We start from the raw sequence: 20,804 nt of genomic DNA on the forward strand, positions 1-20,804 counted from the left end.
TAAGCAAAGTTTCGGATGGGGTGACAGAGTGAATGAGAGAATCGCCCAGTACAGGGATAAGGCATCCCAGTATTGGAATAGTTTTAGCAAAAAGCAAAAAGTATTATTTATATCCACCTTCCTGTTCCTGATTTTGGCTGCAGTTGTACTCACGATGCAATTGTCCAAAACGGAATATGAAGTTGCTTTTACAGATTTGAATGCAAGTGATTCAGCGGGCGTGATCAGTTATCTCGATTCATCTAGCATTCCATACAAATTAAGTTCAGATGGCAAGACCATATCCGTACCGAGTACAAGTGTTGCAATTGCAAAGGTGAACGTTGGATCTCAAGGGATTATTCAGAATGGTTCATTAGGGTATAAGTCATTCGAGGAGTCATCATCCCCCATCGGGATGACGGATAAAGAGTTTGATGTAAAGTACAACAACGCTATAAACGGAGAAGTTGAACAGTTACTTCAGCGGATGCAAGGGATACAGGATGCTAAAGTACTGGTTAATATGCCGAAAGATAACATCTTTGCTGGTTTAGAAGAACAAGACAAAGCATCAGCATCGGTAGCTCTTCAATTCAAACCGGGTTATCACCCAAATCAGGCAGCGGTAGATGGCTACTTTAACTTGGTTAAGACTGCAATTCCTAATCTGCCTGTTGAGAACATCACAATTACGAACACAGATGAAGCAGAATTGATTCCAACTGCCCGAGGTGGCAGTGGCGGGTTGTCTTCCGAAGTTCAAGAGAACATGGCACTACAGAAAAAGTTTGAAAACGATGTCCGTAATAACGTAAAGCAATTCCTTTCCCAGATTGTAGGCGAAGACAAAGTTAATGTTTTGGTAGCCTCCAAGCTTAATTTTGACAAAGAAACACGTAAGGAAAATCTGGTCACACCTGTTGATGTAGATAATATGAAAGGCATCGAGATCAGTGTGCAGGAGATTCAAAAGAGCTACACTGGCGCAAGCAATCCAACAGGTGGTGTTGCTGGCACAGGACAAGAGGAAGTTCCGGGTTACCCATCATCTGATGCAACCGGTAACTCTACCTCCGAAGAATCATCAAGCACTATAAACTACGATGTTAATCGAATTGCCAAGGATATTATTTCCAGTCCGTATACTGTAAAAGACTTAACCATTAACGTTGCGGTTGAACCACCGAATGGAGAAACAGAATTACAGGGACCGGTTCAGGACGCAATTGAGAACATTTTGGTTAACATTGTTCGTGCTTCACTGGCAGACTCAGGCACTCTAATAAGTGACGCCGATCTGACAAAGAAAGTTTCAGTCATGTCACAAGGCTTCCAGACTGCCTCTGCAGACAATACAGGTTTCCAGCTTTCCTCAACGATGATGTGGGGTGGAGGCGCACTCATAGCGGCATTGATCGCAGCGGTAGTTATTTTGTTAGTACGCCGACGCCGCAAACAAAACGAAGTCGAAGAAGAAGAGATTCCTCTTCCAATAGCAACAGAGTTCCCGTCCATTACGCTGGACAGTGTAACGAACGAAAGTCAGGTGCGCAAACAATTGGAGAGTTTGGCCAAGAAAAAGCCAGACGAATTCGTCAATCTGCTGCGTACATGGCTGGCTGACGAATAGAGGTGAGCGCATTGGCAAAGGCAAGCAGTCAAGGTTTGACTGGCAAACAAAAAGCAGCAATATTGTTGATTACATTAGGTCCGGAAGTATCGGCTCAGATATTCAAACATCTGCGTGATGAGGAGATTGAGCAACTTACGTTGGAGATTGCCAACGTTCGCAAAGTTGATTCTTCTGAAAAGGATATGATCATGGCCGAGTTTCACCAGATCTGTCTGGCGCAGGAATATATCTCTCAGGGCGGTATCAATTACGCCAGAGAAATCCTGGAAAAAGCTCTGGGTTCATCAAAAGCACTTGAAGTCATTAATCGTTTGACAGCTACGCTGCAAGTCAGACCATTTGACTTTGCGCGCAAAGCAGATCCGAATCAAATTTTGAACTTTATTCAGAATGAAAGCCCGCAAACGATTGCCCTGGTTCTGTCTTACCTGCAATTCGAACAGGCAGCAGCGATTCTATCATCCTTGCCACAAGAGAAACAGGCAGATGTCGCTCGCCGGGTGGCTGTTATGGATAGTACTTCGCCGGAAGTCATCTCTCAAGTGGAGCGGGTTCTGGAACAGAAGTTATCCTCTACCGTAACGCAGGATTACACCAATGCAGGTGGTATCGAATCGATCGTTCAGATTCTGAACGGAGTCGATCGGGGTACAGAACGTACTATTTTGGACTCGCTTGAAATTCAGGATCCAGAGCTTGCAGAGGAAATCAAAAAACGCATGTTTGTATTCGAAGATATCGTCAATGTGGATGATCGTTCGATTCAGCGCATTATTCGGGATATCGACAACGCAGATTTGCAGCTGGCACTCAAAGTGGCAAGCGAAGAAGTTCGGGATGCCGTGTTCCGGAATATGTCGAAACGGATGTCCGAAACATTCAAAGAAGAGATGGAATTCATGGGACCTGTGCGATTGCGTGATGTTGAGGAAGCTCAGACACGTATCGTAGGAACGATACGCAGATTGGAAGAAGCCGGTGAGATCATTATCGCACGCGGTGGAGGAGATGATATCATTGTCTAATTTGATTAAATCTTTCCAGTATGTACCCGTTGATGACCGTAAAAAACTTGAAAATCATCATCATTATGGTGGTGCTGAGGAGTCTGAAACGGAATTAAATGGTGTGAGTGCTGAAGGTTCTGAAGTTGAAACACTTCAAGCACGCGTGGACGAAGAAACACAACGTCTTACCGCAGAAATGCTGGAAGATGCCAAGGAGTTTGCAGAAAAGCAAGTACGTGAAGCTTCAGAAGAGGCAGAGCGCATGCTTCAAGAGGCCCGTGAACAGATCGACAGCTGGTGGCAGGAACAACGACAACAGGATGAACATCTGACTGAAGCGCTTCGTTCACAAGGTTTCCAACAGGGTTTTGAAGAAGGCAAAGTACAAGCTGAACTGGATCTCCAGGTGCAAATCGAAAAGATGATGATTGAAGCCCAGGAAGTGCTCAAGGAAGCTTATGTAGCTAAAGATCAGATCATTCAGGAAGCCGAACCGTTCCTCGTGGAGCTCGCTTGCGGGATCGCTGAGAAAGTCATTGATAAGCAACTTACCATTGAACCCGATCATACATTGGAACTGATTCGTCAGAGTTTGTCACGTAAACGGGAACAGGGTTTGATCACACTCTGTGTGGCACCTGATCAGTTTACATTTGTACAGGCAGCTCGTGAAGAATTGTCTCTGTCTATTGACTCTCAGGCAGAATTGCAGATTTTGCCTGATTCAACGGTCAAAGATAAGGGATGTGTCATTCGTTCTTCGTTCGGAAGTGTAGATGCGAGAATTGATACACAGCTTGCTGAGATTAAAAAAGAACTGGTCCGCATAGCACTTGAGGATGAGGAGCGAAAAAATCAACATGAAGGTTCTTAGTTCACAGCGATATATGGAACATTTGCGCCAATTCGATCCTGTTCGTATTAACGGCAAAGTTACTCAGGTCATTGGTCTTATGGTGGAGTCAGAAGGGCCAGATGCAAGTATCGGTGACGTATGTTATATCTATCCTGGGAAATCGGCCAAGCCTCTTCAGGCCGAAGTTGTTGGGTTTCGAGATAACAAAGTGCTGCTTATGCCACTGGGTGAACTTCAATCCATCGGTCCTGGTTGCGATGTAGTAGGTACGGGTAAACCACTCGGCGTTCAGGTAGGCTCCGAATTGCTCGGTAAAGTATTGGACGGACTTGGACAACCGCTGGACGGTTCCCTCCTTCCATCCAGAATGCCGATGTACTCTACCTCCAATACACCGGTTAATCCAATGGATCGTCCACGTGTACTTGAAACGATGGGTGTTGGTGTAAGAGCTATCGACGGATTGTTGACCGTAGGTAAGGGACAGCGTGTAGGTATTTTTGCCGGTTCTGGTGTTGGTAAGAGTACATTGATGGGCATGATCGCTCGTAATACAGCAGCAGATGTCAATGTCATCGCGCTTGTGGGTGAGCGTGGACGTGAGGTACGTGACTTTATTGAACGGGATCTGGGTCCGGAAGGACTGGAACGCTCCGTAGTCATTGTTGCAACTTCAGATCAGCCTGCCCTGATTCGGATTAAGGGAGCAGTTATTGCGACCACTATTGCAGAATATTTCCGAGATCGTGGAATGAACGTGATGCTCATGATGGATTCGGTAACCCGATATGCGATGGCACAAAGGGAAGTGGGTCTGGCTGTAGGCGAACCTCCGGCAATGAGAGGATATACGCCATCGGTTTTTGCAAGTTTGCCCAAACTGCTTGAACGGGCGGGTACAGGACCTACGGGTTCGATTACAGCCTTTTACACCGTTCTGGTCGATGGGGATGACATGAATGAACCGATCGCGGATGCGGTAAGGGGTATTCTGGATGGACACATTGTGTTAAATCGATCCATTGCAAATAAAGGTCATTTTCCAGCGATTGATGTGTTAGCCAGCATAAGCCGTGTTATGAAGGATATTGCTCCAGAAGAGCAGTTGGAAGCCGTTAATAATATGAAACGTTTGATGGCTGTGTACAAAGAATCGGAAGATTTGATCAATATTGGAGCTTACCAGCGGGGATCAAATGCAGCCATAGATGAATCGATAGACCAGATTGATAGTATATGGAACTTTACCAAGCAGAAAGTCGACGAGAAAGTCACTTTAAGTGAAGTACAGGAACGTTTGATTCTTGAATTTGCAAGGAGATGAATGGGTAAACGATGAAATTTCGATATCATTTCCAGAAAGTTGTTGACCTGAAGAGTAATGAAAAAACACAGGCAGAGTGGATGTTATCCACAGCGATCGGTAAACTTCAGACGGAGGAAGAACATCTGATACAACTTCTTAATGATAGAAGTAATCTGATCGGCATTATCCAATCTGCTACGGAAAATACAGCGTCTGTAAACAGTCTGCAGGAGATGCAGCGTTATGTACATCACCTTGACGAGTGCATTTCACGCAAAAACAGTGATGTTAAACATGCTCAGGTCAATGTGCAACGGAATCAGACGTTTCTGAACGGTAAGATGGTTGATGAAAAAGTATGGCTTGGAGCGAGAGACAAGGCAAAAATCAAATTTCAGCAGGAGATGCTCCTCCGGGAACAGAACGATCTGGACGAGATGGCTACTGTACGCTTCGCTGCCAAAGCCGGACGCGCGAATTGATGTGAGCCGGACGCGAAGTTGTCTCGTGAAGGAGGAATAAACGATGGCTGTTAAAGATGATAGCGACATGGAAAAAGAGTCGGGAGGCGGTTGGGAAAAGTTTCTCATGATTTCTATCCCGATTGTATTCACCGTGGTATTGCTAGGTGTACTACTTACACTATTTAATGTAGATATTCGTAATAATTTGTTTGAATTTGCCAACAAGATACCGGTAGTTAAGGAATGGGTACCTGATCCTGTACTGGATCCGGAGAAGGAGAAGCTGGAGAAGAGTGAGCAGCAGGTTGAAAGTGCTGAAGCCACAATCGAAAAGCTGAAATCCCAAGTAACTGCCAAAGAAACAGAGCTCAAGGCAGCACAGGAAGCGACAACAACTGAAGCAAAGAAGGCCACGGACCTTCAGAAGAAGTTGGATGATGCGGAAAAAGCGGCTGAAACGGCTACAGCAGCAACGCCCGAAACGGAATCTGATTATCAGAAACAAATCAAAGATTTGGCTAAAATGTATGCTGACATGAGCCCAAGCAAAGCTGCACCGATTTTGCAAAATATGACGAATGAGGAAATGGTATTGTTGTTAAATGCCATGCAGTCATCTGCTCGGACCAAGGTGCTTGAAAAGATGGACCCGAAAACGGCAGCCGATGTCACCGTGATGATGAAGGATGCCAAACCGTCCGGGGATCTGGCGCTGGATGCGCTGCAATCCAGATTGAAGAAAGAAACCACAGCAACTTCAACTGCATCCACAACCACAAGCAAAAACCTGGATAAAAACCAGCTTAGTCAAACATTTGCTTCGATGTCTGCTTCAAGTGGTGCCAAGCTATTATTGGAAACATACAAGTTAAGTCCTGACAAAACATTGACCATCCTGAATTCAGTAGATGATGCAACACGCTCTCAATTGCTTGAGAACATGTCTTCAGAGGATTCGGTTGAAACTGCAAAAATTTTGAACAGATTAATGGGTAACAAGTAGAACTGATTACTCTGTATAACCGAGAGGAGGTGAAAATAAATGTCGATTGTATATCAAATGGCATCCACAGCATCTGCAAAAGTAACGGGGACAGGTCAGACAACCGGAGCACAATCGAAAGGTTCAGCTGTAGGTGCTAGCGGTGAATTTCTCCAAACTCTTGCACAATCGCTATCTGGAGGAAACACAGAAGGTGATAGTTCAAGCGCTACTGGAAGTTTAACTGCCAATCCGTTGGTGTTTTCCTTTGCTACAAGTGAAGAAGGAGAAGCGGCATCAATCACGGCTATACTGAATTCGTTGTTCACGGACTTGGATTCACTTGACGAAGCTTTGGAAAATGACCCAGCTCTACTTGCAGGTTTGCAAACTCTGATTCAACAGATGTATACACAATTAAGTGATCCTTCAGGTACTAATGCAGAAGGTTCCGACGAGTCTTCGAACGGAGCGGAAAGTGTAAAAACAGTACCCGCAATTGAACTGTCGCAGCATCCTGCAGCAGTACGTTTTGTTCTGCAAGATATGCTTACACAATTAGTAGCTGGAATGAATGATCCTGAGAGTAACGTTGCGAAGAACGCTCCTGAATTCAAACATTTGTTACAATCTCTGCAGAGTCAGCTTCAAGAGGCTGGAGTGGATACCACTAGTAACAAAGGATGGACTGAACTGAAATCCATACTGGATACATTGACTGCAGTTAAGGATCAGACTGCACAAGTTGCTCCAAGTACTTCGCTTCAAACATCCAAACAGGATTCGGTCGTACCACAAGTTCTTGTTGCGGCAGTGGCGAATTCTGGAACCCAGGTGAAAGCTGAAGCTGAGACAACATCTGCTTCAAATGCAGGTGGAGAAGTGGAACACTCAACCATCATTACTGCAGGAGAGCTGTCCTTGCGTTCATCAGGTACAACAGCAGGAAAACCGGCTGAACCTGTAATGCAAACATCACAGTTTGCGAAGGAAATGACCCAGTTTGTTGTTAACAAGCTGGATATTGTCCAGCAAAAAGGATTTTCCGAGGCGACCATCTCACTTCGGCCTGAGCATCTAGGTAAGTTGGATGTTCAAATTACCTTACAGAACGGGCAGTTGGTTGCACGGTTTATGACTGAGCATACGATGGCTAAAGACATGCTTGAACAACAAATGACGCAGCTGCGTTCTTCACTTCAAGCCCAGGGAATTCAAGTGGAACGACTTGAGGTTACCCAGAACAGTTCAATCGGATCACAGATGTATCAGGACGGAGGCCGTCAGCCGGGAAGTAACTCTCAACAACAACGCCGTTCGCGTGAGCGTGAGGAACAATCGGATGATGCTATAGCTACAGCAGGGATTCAAGAAGAATTGCGTAACTGGCGTAGCGAGCAAGTCGAAGGAAATGAATTACAGAGAGATACGTTTAGTGCTGAGGCTTAAACAGAAATGAGGTGAGCATATGGCTAATGAAATTGTTTCAACGAATAATACCTGGCCGAACTATTCGGCAGCCAATAAAGCAACCACAAGTGCCGCAACAAAGGAATTGGGTAAAGATCAGTTTCTAAAAATCCTGATTACCCAGCTGCAAAATCAAGACCCGATGCAGCCGATGGAGGATAAGGAATTTATCGCTCAAATGGCACAGTTCAGCTCAGTGGAACAACTGGTCAATATTTCTACGCAGCTTAAAACATTGAACCAGTCCCTTGGTGCTGTATCCGGTATGATTGGCATGGAGGTAAGTTGGCTTTCTTCTAATAAAGATGATAACGGAACTCTTCGTCAGGGTATTGTAGATTCCATCATTGTAAGAGATAGCGTTCAATACGCAAAAGTGGGCAACGACGAGATTAAGCTGGATGAGATCATTCAGGTGAATTATCCAAAACAGGCAGAAGAGAGTCAAACTCCGGTACAGAACGTTCAGGATGTAACTCCTGAAACGAACGAGAGCCAGGAAGTTGAATCATCCGCTGAAACGGGTGATACGGAAGATAGCGGGAAAACGATATGAGTGATCGCATAACGGTTGGACAATTATACGCAGGCCCGATTACACCGAATATGCTTCAAAGACCCAAAACGGGAGAAGCTTTGGCTATACCCGAAAAACCTTTTGCAAAAGTGCTGGAAGATAACCTTCTGAAATTGAGCAATCATGCTGCCAAACGATTGGAACAGCGTGGTATTGAACTCAAGACTGAGCAAATGGAACAGATTGGTTCTGCTTTGGACAAAGCTGCTGCCAAAGGAGCCAAAGAGTCATTGATTTTAATGCAGGATATGGCTTTTATCGTCAATGTCAAAAATCGTACTGTGGTTACAGCTATGGATAGTGAGAGCATGAAGGATAATGTGTTCACTCAGATTGATAGTGCCGTAATCATTTCTTAACCGGCTGGCCCTTCTCGGGAGCCGGAATGCCGCTGACCGACTGATGCGGTAACCAAATGAAGACTGGGAGGATTTTTAAAAATGATAAAATCAATGTACTCAGGCGTTTCCGGGATGCGGGGTTTCCAAACAAAACTCGACGTAATTGGTAACAATATTGCGAACGTAAACACGGTTGGCTTCAAAGGCAGTCGGGTTATGTTCAAAGATATTATGAGCCAAACAACGGCAGGGGTAACTGCTCCTGGCGATGCAAGTGGTGGTGTCAATGCGAAACAAATCGGTCTTGGTGTAACGGTAGGTTCAATTGATACGCTGCATCTGGCAGGTAGCCCAATGACAACGAATAATCCAACAGATCTTCGGATTAATGGAGATGGATTCTTCTTGGTACGTTTGAGTGAAGATCAGGAAGTACCTTACCTGACTCGTGCAGGGGATTTCCATGTGGATGCTGCACGTAACCTTTTGACTTCGGATGGATTGTTTGTTCTGGATAACGGTGGTGGAAATATTACGATACCGGATGATGTTGTTTCCTTCACGATAGGTCAGGATGGAACAATTAACCAAACCATGGCAGACGGAACCATCGAAGCGGGTCCACAGCTTGGAATAGGTAAAGTTGTCAATCCAGAAGGCCTTGAGAAAATTGGGGGCAACTTGTACCGTATGACAGCAAACGCGAATCCGGATGGGGCGCTGGAACCATTAACAGCGAACAGTGCTGAGGACGGAACAGGAGCAATCATTGCTGGACAGCTCGAGATGTCTAACGTGGATCTGACAGGAGAGTTTACTGAGATGATCGTAGCTCAACGTGGATTCCAGGCAAACTCCCGAATCATTACAACGTCGGATGAAATACTTCAGGAAGTTGTTAACCTGAAACGTTAATAACTGATTAATGAATTTTTAAAACGTGGGGGAGCTTGCTCCTCCCACTCTGATTAAGGGGGCTTAGCATGATTTCGGTTACGCGGTTAAATGGTTCTCCCATGTGGTTAAATGCGCTGATGGTTGAAATTGTGGAAGAGACGCCGGATACGTATATTACTCTGGTAACTGGAAAGAGACTGATTGTGCTTGAAAAAGCCGCTGACGTTATTTCCAAGATTAAAGATTACAACCGTGAAATCGGGGTTCAGGCAGCCACTATTAAAGTGCAGCAAACGGAGGAATCCTGATGAAAAAAATGATGCCCTGGCTTGCAACAATGTTGCTGGCGATAACACTCATTGTGGTGGTTGTGTTTGTATTTATGCAAGGACAGAACGGGAATAAGGACGACACACATACGGCGGCAGCCTCAGAAGCTAAGAAGATGACTGCGGATGAGATTGTAGAGGTTTCCTCTGAGCTTGGAGAAATTAAAACCAATTTGGCTGATACGGATCATGTTGTAGTTGTCAGCTTCTCATTCAAGTTGTCAGACAAAACAGCCAAAGAAGATTTCGAGAAAATCAAAGAAATTACAGTGAAGCCTATTATCATTCAGACGTTTGCGGATACAAAGTCTGAGGAGCTGGCTACAGCGAAGGGCCGCGTACAATTTAATGAGAGATTGACGGGACTAATTAATGAAGCTTTACCTGAAGGTAAGTTGAGCAGCACCAGTTTTTCAGCTTTTGTAATGGCGCCAATGTAAATGAACAGAACACGCTGTAGACCTGTAAGGGGGTGAGAACATGGTGGATGTATTATCACAGAATGAGATTGACGCCCTATTAGCAGCCCTTTCTTCTGGTGAAATGGACGCAGAAGAATTGAAGAAGGAAGAAACTCAGAAGAAAATCAGATCGTACGATTTTAAGCGGGCAGTGCGTTTTTCCAAAGACCATATCAGAAGCTTGACTCGTATTCACGAAAACTTTGCACGCTTTCTCACCACTTATTTTTCAGCCCAACTGCGGACGTTCGTTCAAATCAATGTCGTTCAGGTCGAACAGTTGCCTTATGATGAGTTTATCCGTTCTATTCCTAAGATGACGATATTGAACATTTTTGAAGCGGAGCCACTACAGGGACGAATGGTGATGGAAGTCCATCCAAACGTGGGATATGCGATGTTGGATCGCCTGCTTGGTGGAACCGGAATTGCTCCAACCAAGATCGCATCCATGACGGAGATTGAGACGACCATCATGGAGCGGATATTCAGCCGAGCATTTGAAAGTTTGCAGGAAGCATGGAAAACTGTGTTGGATATTTCCCCAAGGATGGAAGCGCTCGAGACCAATCCGCAATTTATGCAGATTGTATCTCCCAATGAGACCATTGCTCTGATCTCGCTCAGTACCAAAATTGGTGACACGACAGGCATGATCAATCTATGTATACCGCATGTCGTTCTTGAACCTATTATGTCACGGTTGTCAACTCATCAGTGGTTTGTTTCGGAGAAGAAAACGAGAGCTCCGGAGGAGTATGATGCTCTAAAAGAGCGTGTAAACAAAGCCAAGTTACCAATCGTTGCGGAATTGGGAGAATCGAGAATTTCAATTGCAGAATTTCTGGGTCTGTCCGTTGGCGATGTCATTACGTTGAACAAACCAGTTGATGAGGGACTTTCCATAAAAGTGGGTGACAAACTGAAATACATGGGCAGTCCGGGGACAATCAAAGACCGTGTGGCTGTGCAAATAGACAAGATTGTCACCGAAGGAGTTGAAGAATTTGACGAGTAAGGATTATTTATCCCAAGAAGAAATCGATGCTTTGCTCAGGCAATCGGAATCGATAAACAGCTCGGAACCCGCTGAAAAGACGGTTGATGATTTTTTGACCGAGCTGGAGCAGGATGCCTTGGGGGAGATTGGTAACATTACATTTGGTAGCGCGGCAACAGCCTTATCCACGCTATTAGGCCTCAAAGTAGATATTACAACACCTAAAGTTTCTATCATTAGTCGAACGCAGTTTGAAGAAGCTTTTCCTAAGCCACATGTTGCCGTTCATGTGAATTACGTGGATGGATTCGAAGGTATTAACTCACTTGTTATCAAGAAGAGAGATGCCCAAGTCATCGCTGATTTGATGTTGGGTGGAGAAGGAAATCCGGTCGATGAAGAACTGAATGAAATCCATATTAGTGCAGTACAGGAAGCGATGAACCAGATGATGGGTTCCTCTGCAACCTCAATGTCCACGATTTTTAATCGTTTTGTGAATATTTCCCCTCCGGGAATCGATATTCTCAATCTGGAGAGTGGAGAGGGTGTAAGTAATCTTCCAGCAGATGAGACACTTATCCAAGTTTCATTTCGTTTGTTAATCGGGGATCTGATCGATTCCAATCTGATGCAGTTGCTTCCAGTACATTTTGCCAAAAGCATGGTAGATATGCTGATTGGAGGCGCTCAGGAGTCAACTGCCAGCGCACCAGTGGCATCAACACCTGAACCTGCGCCAGCAGCTGTACCAGCAACGCCACCACCGGTTGCGGAGCAGCCGCCCGTTCAGCACCAACAGGCTCCACAGGCTCCACAACAGCCTGCTCAGGACTATAACGGATATGGACAGGCCCCGATGGGTATGCCTCAAGGAATGCCGCCACAGCAGCCGTATGGCATGCCACCGCAGCAACCTTATGGTGCACCTCAACATTACGGTGGAATGCCAAATAGGAATGTTAACGTACAACCAGTTCAATTCGCCAATTTGCAAAATGGGGCGTATGGTCAGGTAGACGAAAACAATTTGAATTTATTGATGGACATTCCCCTTAAGGTCACCGTAGAATTAGGAAGGACCCAGAAGCAAATTAAAGATATTTTGGAACTGTCACAGGGTTCGATTGTCGAACTGGATAAGTTAGCCGGGGAACCTGTCGATATTTTGGTGAATAACAAACTGATCGCCAAGGGAGAAGTTGTCGTTATTGACGAAAACTTTGGTGTTCGTGTTATAGATATCGTTAGCCAATGGGACCGAATTCAGAAATTACAATAAGCACAATTTAGGGAGGACTTGAATCAAGATGGCAAACCGAATTTTAGTCGTAGACGACGCTGCATTTATGAGAATGATGATCCGGGACATTTTGTCCAAAAATGGATATGAGGTTGTTGGTGAGGCACAGGATGGCTCACAAGCAATTGAGAAATTTAAAGAGCTTCGTCCGGATCTGATCACAATGGATATTACGATGCCTGAGATGGACGGCATTGCAGCTTTGAAAGAAATCAAGAAGATTGATGCTAACGCTAAAGTAATTATGTGCTCCGCGATGGGTCAACAAGCGATGGTAATCGACGCTATTCAAGCAGGTGCTAAAGACTTTATCGTTAAACCGTTCCAATCTGACCGGGTTATCGAAGCGATCAGCAAGACACTGGGCGTTTAAGAGACATGATGATGGCTCAGGGTGATATTCCAGGAGGAGCTGGCGTGGGAAGTAATTATTATTTACAGCTTGTATGGGTGATTGTTGTCCTGGCCGTCATCCTGGCCCTTATTGTTTATCTGATCCGTTTTCTAAACAAAAGGAATCAGCAAATGTTCCGGCACGGCACAATTCGTACCCTGGGCGGAGTTGGACTGGGGCAAAACAAGTCATTGCAAATTATGGAAATTGGTGGGTGTGTATATCTGCTTGGTGTAGGTGAAGACATCCAGTTGATAGATAAGGTTTCGGATTTGGAAGAGGCCCAAAGAATCATTGATTCCTTCGAACGAGATGCTGCTGCACAACAAGGAAATCTCTCACCTCTCATTGCCAAGCTCACAAAACGTTTCCGTAAAGAAGAACCGCCGCGGGAAATGGAACTAGAGGACACAACTTCTTTTCACGAAATGTTTGAATTCAAACTTCGGCAGATGCCTAACCGTAAAGAGAAGATGGAAAAGCTCCTGGATAAAGACAATACTACAGATCGGTCGAGGGATTCATGAAGAAAAAGATTTGGTTAGCGTGTTGTTTATTAGGACTTATCAGTCTGGCATCTGTAACGGTTGCCTTTGCCGAACCCATTCCGAATATTGATATTCAGATTGGAAACGGTGATGGAGGGACACCAAGCACGAGTTCACTGTCCATCATTCTGTTAATTACAGTGCTTAGTATTGCTCCAGCAATGCTTGTACTGATGACCAGCTTTACCCGGATTGTAATTGTGCTCGGTTTTATACGTACATCTTTGGGTACACAACAAATGCCACCCAATCAGGTGCTGGTCGGTTTGGCGCTATTTCTGACACTTTTCATTATGTCGCCGACGTTGTCTTCCATAAATCAGGTAGCGCTTCAGCCCTATCTCCAGGGAGAGCTTACGCAAACCGAGGCACTTGAAAAAGCAGCGGATCCCATGAAGAAATTTATGTTTAGTCACACCAGAGAAAAAGATCTTCTGCTGTTTATGAAGTACAATCAGACTGAACAACCAAAGACCTATCAGGATATCCCAATTACTGTTATGGTGCCGGCATATGTAATCAGTGAGTTGAAGACAGCATTCCAGATGGGGTTTATGATTTTTATTCCGTTTCTGGTTATAGACATTGTTGTCGCGAGTACACTCATGGCAATGGGGATGATGATGCTTCCGCCGGTCATGATCTCATTACCTTTCAAAATACTGCTCTTTGTCCTTGTGGACGGGTGGTATCTGGTTGTCAAGTCACTGTTACTGAGTTTTAACACTTGATCCGGAAAGTTAAAGGAGGACGGTCATGACTTCGGAATTTATTATCGGTCTGGCCGGGAAAGCGGTATACACGTCATTGCTGGCCAGCGCACCTATGCTTATACTAGCTCTGGTTGTAGGACTTGCAATCAGTATTTTTCAAGCGACAACTCAAATTCAGGAACAAACATTAGCTTTTGTGCCCAAGATTGTTGCCGTACTTCTGTCAGTACTTTTGTTTGGACCTTGGATCTTAAATATCTTGGTCGATTTCACGTTTAACATTCTCGATAATCTATACAGATACATAGGGTAGGCTTTAGCAGATGGAGACATTGTTGCAAAGTTTCCCTGTCGCTCTGCTTATGTTTTGTCGAATCACATCATTTTTTGTAACTGCGCCAGTTTTTTCGGCTCGAAATGTGCCGGCTTCAGTTAAAATAGGTATCTCTGCATTTGTCACATTATCTGTCTATCTGATTTACGGAATAGACCAGACCGTACCCACAGACCTGAGTTATGTCTTATTGATCATCAGAGAGATTCTAATTGGCCTGCTTTTAGGTTTTGTGGCTTATCTGTTGATGACGGCTGTTCAGACTGCGGGGACCTTTATCGATCTACAGATCGGTTTTGGTATGGCCAATGTATACGATCCAATGACAGGTGCTTCCGCTCCACTTACGGGTAACTTGAAGTATGCATTTGCTATGCTTCTGTTTCTAACGATGAATGGTCACCATTATTTGCTGGATGCGATAGTTTACAGTTACCGGTGGGTACCATTATCTAATGTGTTTTTCCTACGGTTGGCAGATGGAAGTATTGCTGAATTTTTGATTCAGACCTTAGGTCAATCATTTATGCTGGCTTTTCAGATGTCGGCTCCGATTGTAGTTGCGTTGTTTTTGACGGATGTTGGATTGGGTTTTTTGGCCAAAACTGCTCCTCAATTTAATGTATTTGCAGTTGGGTTGCCGCTTAAGTTACTCGTTGGTCTTGCTATTTTGCTTTTGCTGGTTCCCAGTTTCTCCTTTGTATTTAGTCAATTGTTCGAAGCGATATTCAGATCGATGGAAAAATTGCTTGGAACCATTGGACAAAGGCCCGGCTGAGTGAAACGGAGGAAAAGACACGGATGAAACTTCAACTCGACCTCCAGTTGTTTTCAGGGGAGAAGACGGAGAAAGCTACCCCGAAAAAGAGACAGGATACACGAAAAAAAGGACAGGTTGTAAAAAGCGCTGAACTATCTGGCGCATCCATTCTCCTAATCGTGTTTTTGATCATGATGGTATTCAGCAATTTCTATAAAGAACGTATAGTTCGTCTGTTTACAGATATCTTCATCAATCGATTGAGTATGGATATCACCGGAGAGAATGTGATGGCGCTTATGATGCGCTATGGCATTGAAGTTTTGTTATTGATCGCTCCCGTTTTGCTGGGTGCGTTCCTGGTTGCTTTGATCGTTAACTACATGCAAGTTGGTTTTCTTCTTGTAGGGGAAGGTTTGAAGCCAAAACTTGAGAAACTGGACCCGATTAAAGGTTTCAAAAATATATTCTCTCTCCGCTCATTAGTGGAATTTGCTAAATCCATTTTGAAAATGTCGCTTATCGGTTATCTCGTTTACAGTACAATTAAAGGCTACCAGTCAGATATTGCTTCACTTTCTCATTTTTCATTGGATGCTATTTTACATTTCGCTGCGTCGATTACTTTAAGTCTTGGTATCAAGATTGCAGTGGCATTAATGATACTTGCGATATTTGATTACATGTATCAAAAGTATGACCATGAGAAGAAGATTCGTATGTCCAAGCAAGACATCAAAGACGAGTACAAGAAAATGGAAGGTGATCCGCTGATCAAAGGTAAAATCCGGGAACGCCAGCGTCGTATGGCTATGCAGCGCATGATGCAGGAAGTGCCAAATGCGGATGTGATCATCACGAACCCGACCCACTTTGCGGTTGCGCTAAAGTATGAAGGTTCCGAGATGGAGGCACCACAGATTATTGCCAAAGGTCAGGATTATGTCGCCTTGCGTATTAAGGAAATAGCCAAAGAAAACGGTGTTATTACGATGGAAAACAAGCCGCTGGCACGGGCATTGTTCCAGAGAGCCGAGATTGGTGACGCTATACCGGCCGATTTGTTTCAAGCGGTAGCTGAAGTGCTGGCTTATGTATATAAACTAAAGGGCAGAACGAAATAAAAGGGGATCGGAGGCCGTACATTCATTGAAGATTAAAGATATAGCTGTCCTTGCGGGTATCATTGGCATTGTGTTGATGATGATTCTTCCGATCCCAACCTGGCTGTTGGACTTGTTGCTGGTCGTCAATATTTCAATTGCACTGATGATACTCCTTGTTGCAATGAACAGCAAAGAAGCGTTACAGTTTTCTATTTTTCCAGCTTTGCTGTTGATCACTACACTATTCCGACTGGCTCTGAACATTTCGACTACCAAGCTAATTCTTGGTGAAGGGGATGCTGGAGCTGTAGTTGCTACCTTTGGTAGCTGGATTGCTGGAGGGCAAATTGCAATTGGATTTATCGTGTTTTTGATCCTCGTTGTCGTTCAGTTTATCGTTATTACAAAGGGGTCTGAGCGCGTAGCTGAAGTTGCTGCCCGATTCACCCTTGATGCGATGCCTGGTAAACAAATGAGTATTGATGCGGATCTGAATGCGGGTCTGATCAACGAGCAACAAGCTCGTGAGCGTCGTTCCAAAATTGAACGTGAAGCCGATTTCTATGGAGCGATGGATGGAGCAAGTAAATTCGTAAAAGGTGACGCAATTGCAAGTATTATCATCCTCCTGATCAATCTCATTGGTGGATTTATTATCGGTATGACTGTGCATGGGATGGCTTTCGCAGATGCGATGGCAACGTACTCTGTACTGACTATCGGAGATGGATTGGTAAGCCAAATCCCGGCTCTGCTTATTTCCACAGCAGCAGGACTTATCGTCACCAGAGCGTCATCAGAAGGAAACCTGGCAGATGATATTACGGGGCAACTGTTTACATATCCAATACTAATTTATATCGTAGCTTTCGTTATTGCCATGCTCGGTTTCTTCACACCAATTCATGTTATTACTACGCTTCCGTTGGCAGGTGTGTTGGCATATGCCGCGTGGCGTATGCAGAATAATCTGAATTTGAAACAAGTAGCGGAAGAACAGTTGGAAGAAGAACAGCAGATTGAAGAGGTTAGAAGTCCTGAAAGTGTAATTAACCTGCTTCAGGTGGACCCTATTGAGTTTGAATTTGGTTATGGTTTAATCCCGCTTGCTGATAATCAGCAGGGTGGGGACTTATTGGATCGGATCATTATGATTCGGAGGCAGTGTGCTCTTGAACTGGGGTTGGTCGTTCCGGTTATACGGATTCGAGATAATATCCAGCTCAGACCCAATGAGTATGTTATCAAAATCAAGGGTAATGTGGTAGGTGGCGGAGAACTGTTGTTGAATCATTACCTTGCCATGAGTCCTGGCTATGATGAGGAGTCTGTGACAGGTATTGAAACGACGGAACCTGCTTTTGGACTTCCGGCACTATGGATTGATGAAGTAACCAAAGACAGAGCCGAACTTGCAGGATATACGGTCGTTGATCCGCCTTCCGTTGTGGCTACACATCTGACGGAACTGATTAAGAAACATGCGCATGAGTTACTTGGAAGACAAGAAACAAAAGCACTTGTGGATAATCTCAGAGAGAACTATTCTGCCCTTGTGGATGAACTGATCCCTTCTCTACTTTCCATTGGTGATGTACAGAAAGTGCTTGCCAAGTTATTGCGTGAGAAAATATCTATTCGAGATATGGTTACCATCTTCGAGACACTGGCTGACTATGGTACGTATACGAAAGATCCTGATGTGCTGACTGAATACGTCAGACAATCCCTCTCACGTCAGATTACTCAGCAGTTCTCACAGAAAGGTGAGACACTTCGAGTGATCACGGTTGGACCTGGTCTTGAGAAGAAAATTGCTGAAAGTGTGCAACAATCGGATCAAGGCAGTTATCTTGCGCTAGACCCTGTATCTACACAAAGTGTATATCAGAAGCTCAGTGAACAAGTGAACCGTTTGATTCAATCAGGTCAACAACCTGTTGTATTAACTTCTCCAACCATTCGGATGTATCTGCGTCAGGTTATTGAACGTACTATGCAGGACATTCCTGTGCTTTCCTACAGCGAGTTGGAGCCGAATGTTGAAATTCAAAGTATCGGGGTGGTGAACTTATGAGAGTAAAACAATACGTTGTTGAGACCATGCCCGAAGCTATGCTTCAAATTCGCAAAGACCTGGGAAGTGATGCCGTTATTCTGTCCACCAAAGAGATTAAGGTGGGCGGTGTAATGGGAATGTTTCGCAAAAAACGGATCGAAGTTGTAGCTGCAGTGGATAAGAAAGAAAACAAGCAAACAACAAAGCCAGTACAAAATCAATTCACGCCTGTACCTCGTGCATTTGTACCTGAGGCTTATCGGCAAACAGCTCGTTCGTTTGTTGCGGCTTCTGATGAGTCGGTGACAACGAATACAGCTGATCAAAGTGTACAGGACCAATCTGCGGCTGCACCGTCTGTGTTTGAATCGCGTAATATCGGTTCAAACATAGACAGCGGCTCAGGTTCTTCGAGCACGGATCATAAACCGCGACCGCAAGGGGCGGATTTTTCGGGTTCAACAACTGCTCCGAAGCCAACAGGTTCAGACCTGCAGCAGGATAAGTTAATGACTGAATTGCAGGATCTTAAACAGATGGTGACCAGGCTTTCAAAGCAAGGTACTTCTGCGGACCCTGTGCCAGAGGAACTGCATACGATCCGAGAACGTTTGACAGAACAAGATGTTTGGCCTGAAGTATGGGAATCCTGGTTTGATTCAATTCAAGCAAAATGGTCTGAGAATGGATTAAAAGAACAAGATGTAGAGCAAATAGTGAAGCTTGAGGTTATGCACTTTTTGGAGCAACGTATTGAAGAAGGCATTCTTCCTACCACGCGAATCGTCTATGTAGCTGGACCAACCGGTGTAGGGAAAACTACGACAATTGCAAAATTGGCTGCTGAACAAATGTTCAAAAAACAGCGTAAAGTTGGATTCATTACATCAGATACGTATCGGATCTCGGCGGTAGAACAGCTTAGAACGTATGCATCTATACTGAATGTTCCACTTGAGGTGGTGCAATCGCCTGGTGATACACAACGTGCCATTTCTCGATTAGAGAATTGTGATTTGATCTTTATGGATACAGCGGGTAGAAACTACAGAAATGAATTACTTGTTTCGGAACTGCAAAGTTTGCTTGCTCCTGTAGAGAATAGCGAAACCTTTCTGGTCATGAGTATGACTTCCAAAAGTGCTGATATGGTGCAGATCACGGAACATTTCAGTAAATATGGACTGGATAAGGTGATTTTCACCAAAATGGATGAGACTGGGAGCTGCGGTCCGCTATTTAACTTGTTACACCGTTTTCCACTCAAGCTCGCATATGTGGCAAATGGACAAAATGTTCCGGATGATTTGTTGAAACCAGATGCAGATTCGTTGTCCAAACAGTTGCTGGGAGAATGGTCACAATGAAGGATCAGGCAGCTACACTTCGAAGTATGGTCTCCGCGCCATTGGAAATGGAAGGCATTGAGCGAGATATTCGATCCTCGAAAATCATTACTGTGGCCAGTGGTAAGGGAGGTGTTGGCAAATCCAATTTCACACTGAACTTTGCCTTGGCATTGCAGGCTTTGGGGCAAAAGGTACTTGTATTTGATGCCGATATTGGAATGGCTAATATTGATGTTCTTATGGGTACGTCTTCTTCCTATAATCTTTACCACCTGTTGTACCGACAAAAATCCATAAGGGAAATCATACAACTGGGTGCCAGTGGCTTGCCTTACATTGCTGGAGGATCGGGCATGAAAGAGTTGTTCTCATTGTCTGATCGTGATCTGGAGTTTTTCGCCAGTCAAGTCGAGGATATTGCCCAGGAAATGGATTATGTCATCTTTGACACTGGGGCAGGACTCTCCAGAGAGAATATGAAGTTCATCGGTGCTGCTGATGAATGCCTGATTATAACTACACCTGAACCGACTTCAATAACCGATGCTTATGCTTTAGTCAAAGTTATGCACGGCCAGGAAAATGCTACACCCTTTCGGATGATCGTTAACCGGGTGGAAGACGAAAGAGAAGCGGAACGGGTGGCAGAAAAAATAGCTGGAGTGGCGAGGCGGTTTTTGCAGACGGATATTCCGCTGCTTGGGTATATTTCAGAAGACGCCCAGGTAGTCAAGGCGGTTAAAAGGCAAATGCCCTATAGTCTGGCTTATCCGAATGCCAAAGCCTCTAAAGATATAGAGAAACTTGCTCTTCGTTATCTGGCTGTACCTGCAACTCCGGGATCCGGAACCTTGACAGGAATCAGGGGATTTATGAATAAGTGGCTTAAACGAACAACATGATTTCTGAATAAAGGAAACAGGGGTGACACAA

Annotated in this window: 23 protein-coding genes; all 23 read left to right on the plus strand. The window is 44.6% G+C overall.

The window, feature by feature from the left end; genetic code table 11:
* The first annotated feature begins 28 nt into the window (after positions 1–28).
* The 23 genes from fliF to CXK86_RS03000 all read left to right on the plus strand — a co-directional run bounded on the left by fliF (position 29) and on the right by CXK86_RS03000 (position 20,773).
* A complete protein-coding gene (gene fliF / locus CXK86_RS02890; protein ID WP_076249820.1) occupies positions 29–1,612 on the plus strand; it encodes a flagellar basal-body MS-ring/collar protein FliF in 1,584 nt (527 codons plus the stop codon).
* A gap of 11 nt (positions 1,613–1,623) precedes the next feature.
* A complete protein-coding gene (fliG, locus tag CXK86_RS02895; protein WP_036609368.1) occupies positions 1,624–2,640 on the plus strand; it encodes a flagellar motor switch protein FliG in 1,017 nt (338 codons plus the stop codon).
* Complete coding sequence (locus CXK86_RS02900) at positions 2,633–3,496, plus strand: FliH/SctL family protein (RefSeq protein WP_076249819.1); 864 nt, start codon at positions 2,633–2,635, stop codon at positions 3,494–3,496. Before fliG ends, CXK86_RS02900 begins: the two co-directional genes overlap by 8 nt.
* Positions 3,483–4,802, plus strand: a complete 1,320-nt coding sequence (gene fliI / locus CXK86_RS02905; RefSeq protein ID WP_036609365.1) for a flagellar protein export ATPase FliI — start codon at positions 3,483–3,485, stop codon at positions 4,800–4,802. The genes CXK86_RS02900 and fliI overlap by 14 nt, the downstream gene beginning before the upstream one ends.
* An 11-nt stretch (positions 4,803–4,813) precedes the next feature.
* Complete coding sequence (fliJ, locus tag CXK86_RS02910; RefSeq protein WP_036670362.1) at positions 4,814–5,266, plus strand: flagellar export protein FliJ; 453 nt, start codon at positions 4,814–4,816, stop codon at positions 5,264–5,266.
* Between the two features lie 43 nt (positions 5,267–5,309).
* The gene (locus CXK86_RS02915) at positions 5,310–6,251 is read left to right on the plus strand and encodes a MotE family protein (protein WP_076249818.1); all 942 of its coding nucleotides are present in this window, start codon (positions 5,310–5,312) and stop codon (positions 6,249–6,251) included.
* Positions 6,252–6,290: 39 nt separating this feature from the next.
* The gene (locus CXK86_RS02920; RefSeq protein ID WP_076249817.1) at positions 6,291–7,679 is read left to right on the plus strand and encodes a flagellar hook-length control protein FliK; all 1,389 of its coding nucleotides are present in this window, start codon (positions 6,291–6,293) and stop codon (positions 7,677–7,679) included.
* Between the two features lie 19 nt (positions 7,680–7,698).
* On the plus strand, positions 7,699–8,256 hold the full coding sequence (locus tag CXK86_RS02925) for a flagellar hook capping FlgD N-terminal domain-containing protein (protein WP_047842480.1): 558 nt from the start codon (positions 7,699–7,701) through the stop codon (positions 8,254–8,256).
* A gap of 50 nt (positions 8,257–8,306) precedes the next feature.
* Complete coding sequence (locus tag CXK86_RS02930) at positions 8,307–8,636, plus strand: TIGR02530 family flagellar biosynthesis protein (protein ID WP_370511413.1); 330 nt, start codon at positions 8,307–8,309, stop codon at positions 8,634–8,636.
* A gap of 81 nt (positions 8,637–8,717) precedes the next feature.
* A complete protein-coding gene (gene flgG, locus CXK86_RS02935) occupies positions 8,718–9,533 on the plus strand; it encodes a flagellar basal body rod protein FlgG (protein WP_076249815.1) in 816 nt (271 codons plus the stop codon).
* Between the two features lie 68 nt (positions 9,534–9,601).
* A complete protein-coding gene (locus CXK86_RS02940; protein ID WP_017689179.1) occupies positions 9,602–9,823 on the plus strand; it encodes a flagellar FlbD family protein in 222 nt (73 codons plus the stop codon).
* Entirely contained in the window at positions 9,823–10,284 is a 462-nt protein-coding gene (locus tag CXK86_RS02945; RefSeq protein ID WP_036609360.1) for a flagellar basal body-associated FliL family protein, read from the plus strand. Before CXK86_RS02940 ends, CXK86_RS02945 begins: the two co-directional genes overlap by 1 nt.
* A 40-nt stretch (positions 10,285–10,324) precedes the next feature.
* Positions 10,325–11,323, plus strand: a complete 999-nt coding sequence (gene fliM, locus CXK86_RS02950) for a flagellar motor switch protein FliM (protein ID WP_036609359.1) — start codon at positions 10,325–10,327, stop codon at positions 11,321–11,323.
* Positions 11,313–12,587: a flagellar motor switch phosphatase FliY gene (gene fliY, locus CXK86_RS02955; protein ID WP_036609358.1), complete on the plus strand. Its 1,275-nt coding sequence runs from the start codon at positions 11,313–11,315 to the stop codon at positions 12,585–12,587. Before fliM ends, fliY begins: the two co-directional genes overlap by 11 nt.
* A gap of 28 nt (positions 12,588–12,615) precedes the next feature.
* Entirely contained in the window at positions 12,616–12,981 is a 366-nt protein-coding gene (locus CXK86_RS02960) for a response regulator (protein WP_017689175.1), read from the plus strand.
* An 11-nt stretch (positions 12,982–12,992) separates the two neighbouring features.
* A complete protein-coding gene (locus CXK86_RS02965) occupies positions 12,993–13,529 on the plus strand; it encodes a flagellar biosynthetic protein FliO (RefSeq protein WP_101313439.1) in 537 nt (178 codons plus the stop codon).
* Positions 13,526–14,281: a flagellar type III secretion system pore protein FliP gene (gene fliP, locus CXK86_RS02970; RefSeq protein WP_036609355.1), complete on the plus strand. Its 756-nt coding sequence runs from the start codon at positions 13,526–13,528 to the stop codon at positions 14,279–14,281. The genes CXK86_RS02965 and fliP overlap by 4 nt, the downstream gene beginning before the upstream one ends.
* 25 nt (positions 14,282–14,306) lie before the next feature.
* Complete coding sequence (gene fliQ, locus CXK86_RS02975) at positions 14,307–14,576, plus strand: flagellar biosynthesis protein FliQ (RefSeq protein ID WP_017689172.1); 270 nt, start codon at positions 14,307–14,309, stop codon at positions 14,574–14,576.
* Positions 14,577–14,586: 10 nt separating this feature from the next.
* Positions 14,587–15,375 carry a flagellar biosynthetic protein FliR gene (gene fliR / locus CXK86_RS02980; RefSeq protein WP_036609353.1) on the plus strand — a complete coding sequence of 263 codons (789 nt, stop codon included), beginning with the start codon at positions 14,587–14,589 and terminating at the stop codon, positions 15,373–15,375.
* 23 nt (positions 15,376–15,398) lie between these two features.
* Complete coding sequence (gene flhB, locus CXK86_RS02985; protein WP_179086416.1) at positions 15,399–16,481, plus strand: flagellar biosynthesis protein FlhB; 1,083 nt, start codon at positions 15,399–15,401, stop codon at positions 16,479–16,481.
* 25 nt (positions 16,482–16,506) lie between these two features.
* Entirely contained in the window at positions 16,507–18,540 is a 2,034-nt protein-coding gene (gene flhA / locus CXK86_RS02990; RefSeq protein WP_036609349.1) for a flagellar biosynthesis protein FlhA, read from the plus strand.
* A complete protein-coding gene (gene flhF / locus CXK86_RS02995) occupies positions 18,537–19,889 on the plus strand; it encodes a flagellar biosynthesis GTPase FlhF (RefSeq protein ID WP_076249813.1) in 1,353 nt (450 codons plus the stop codon). The genes flhA and flhF overlap by 4 nt, the downstream gene beginning before the upstream one ends.
* Positions 19,886–20,773, plus strand: a complete 888-nt coding sequence (locus CXK86_RS03000) for a MinD/ParA family protein (protein ID WP_036670376.1) — start codon at positions 19,886–19,888, stop codon at positions 20,771–20,773. The genes flhF and CXK86_RS03000 overlap by 4 nt, the downstream gene beginning before the upstream one ends.
* Positions 20,774–20,804 lie beyond the last annotated feature (31 nt).

The sequence above is a fragment of the Paenibacillus sp. BGI2013 genome, from assembly GCF_002843485.1.
GTDB classification, from domain to species: domain Bacteria; phylum Bacillota; class Bacilli; order Paenibacillales; family Paenibacillaceae; genus Paenibacillus; species Paenibacillus amylolyticus.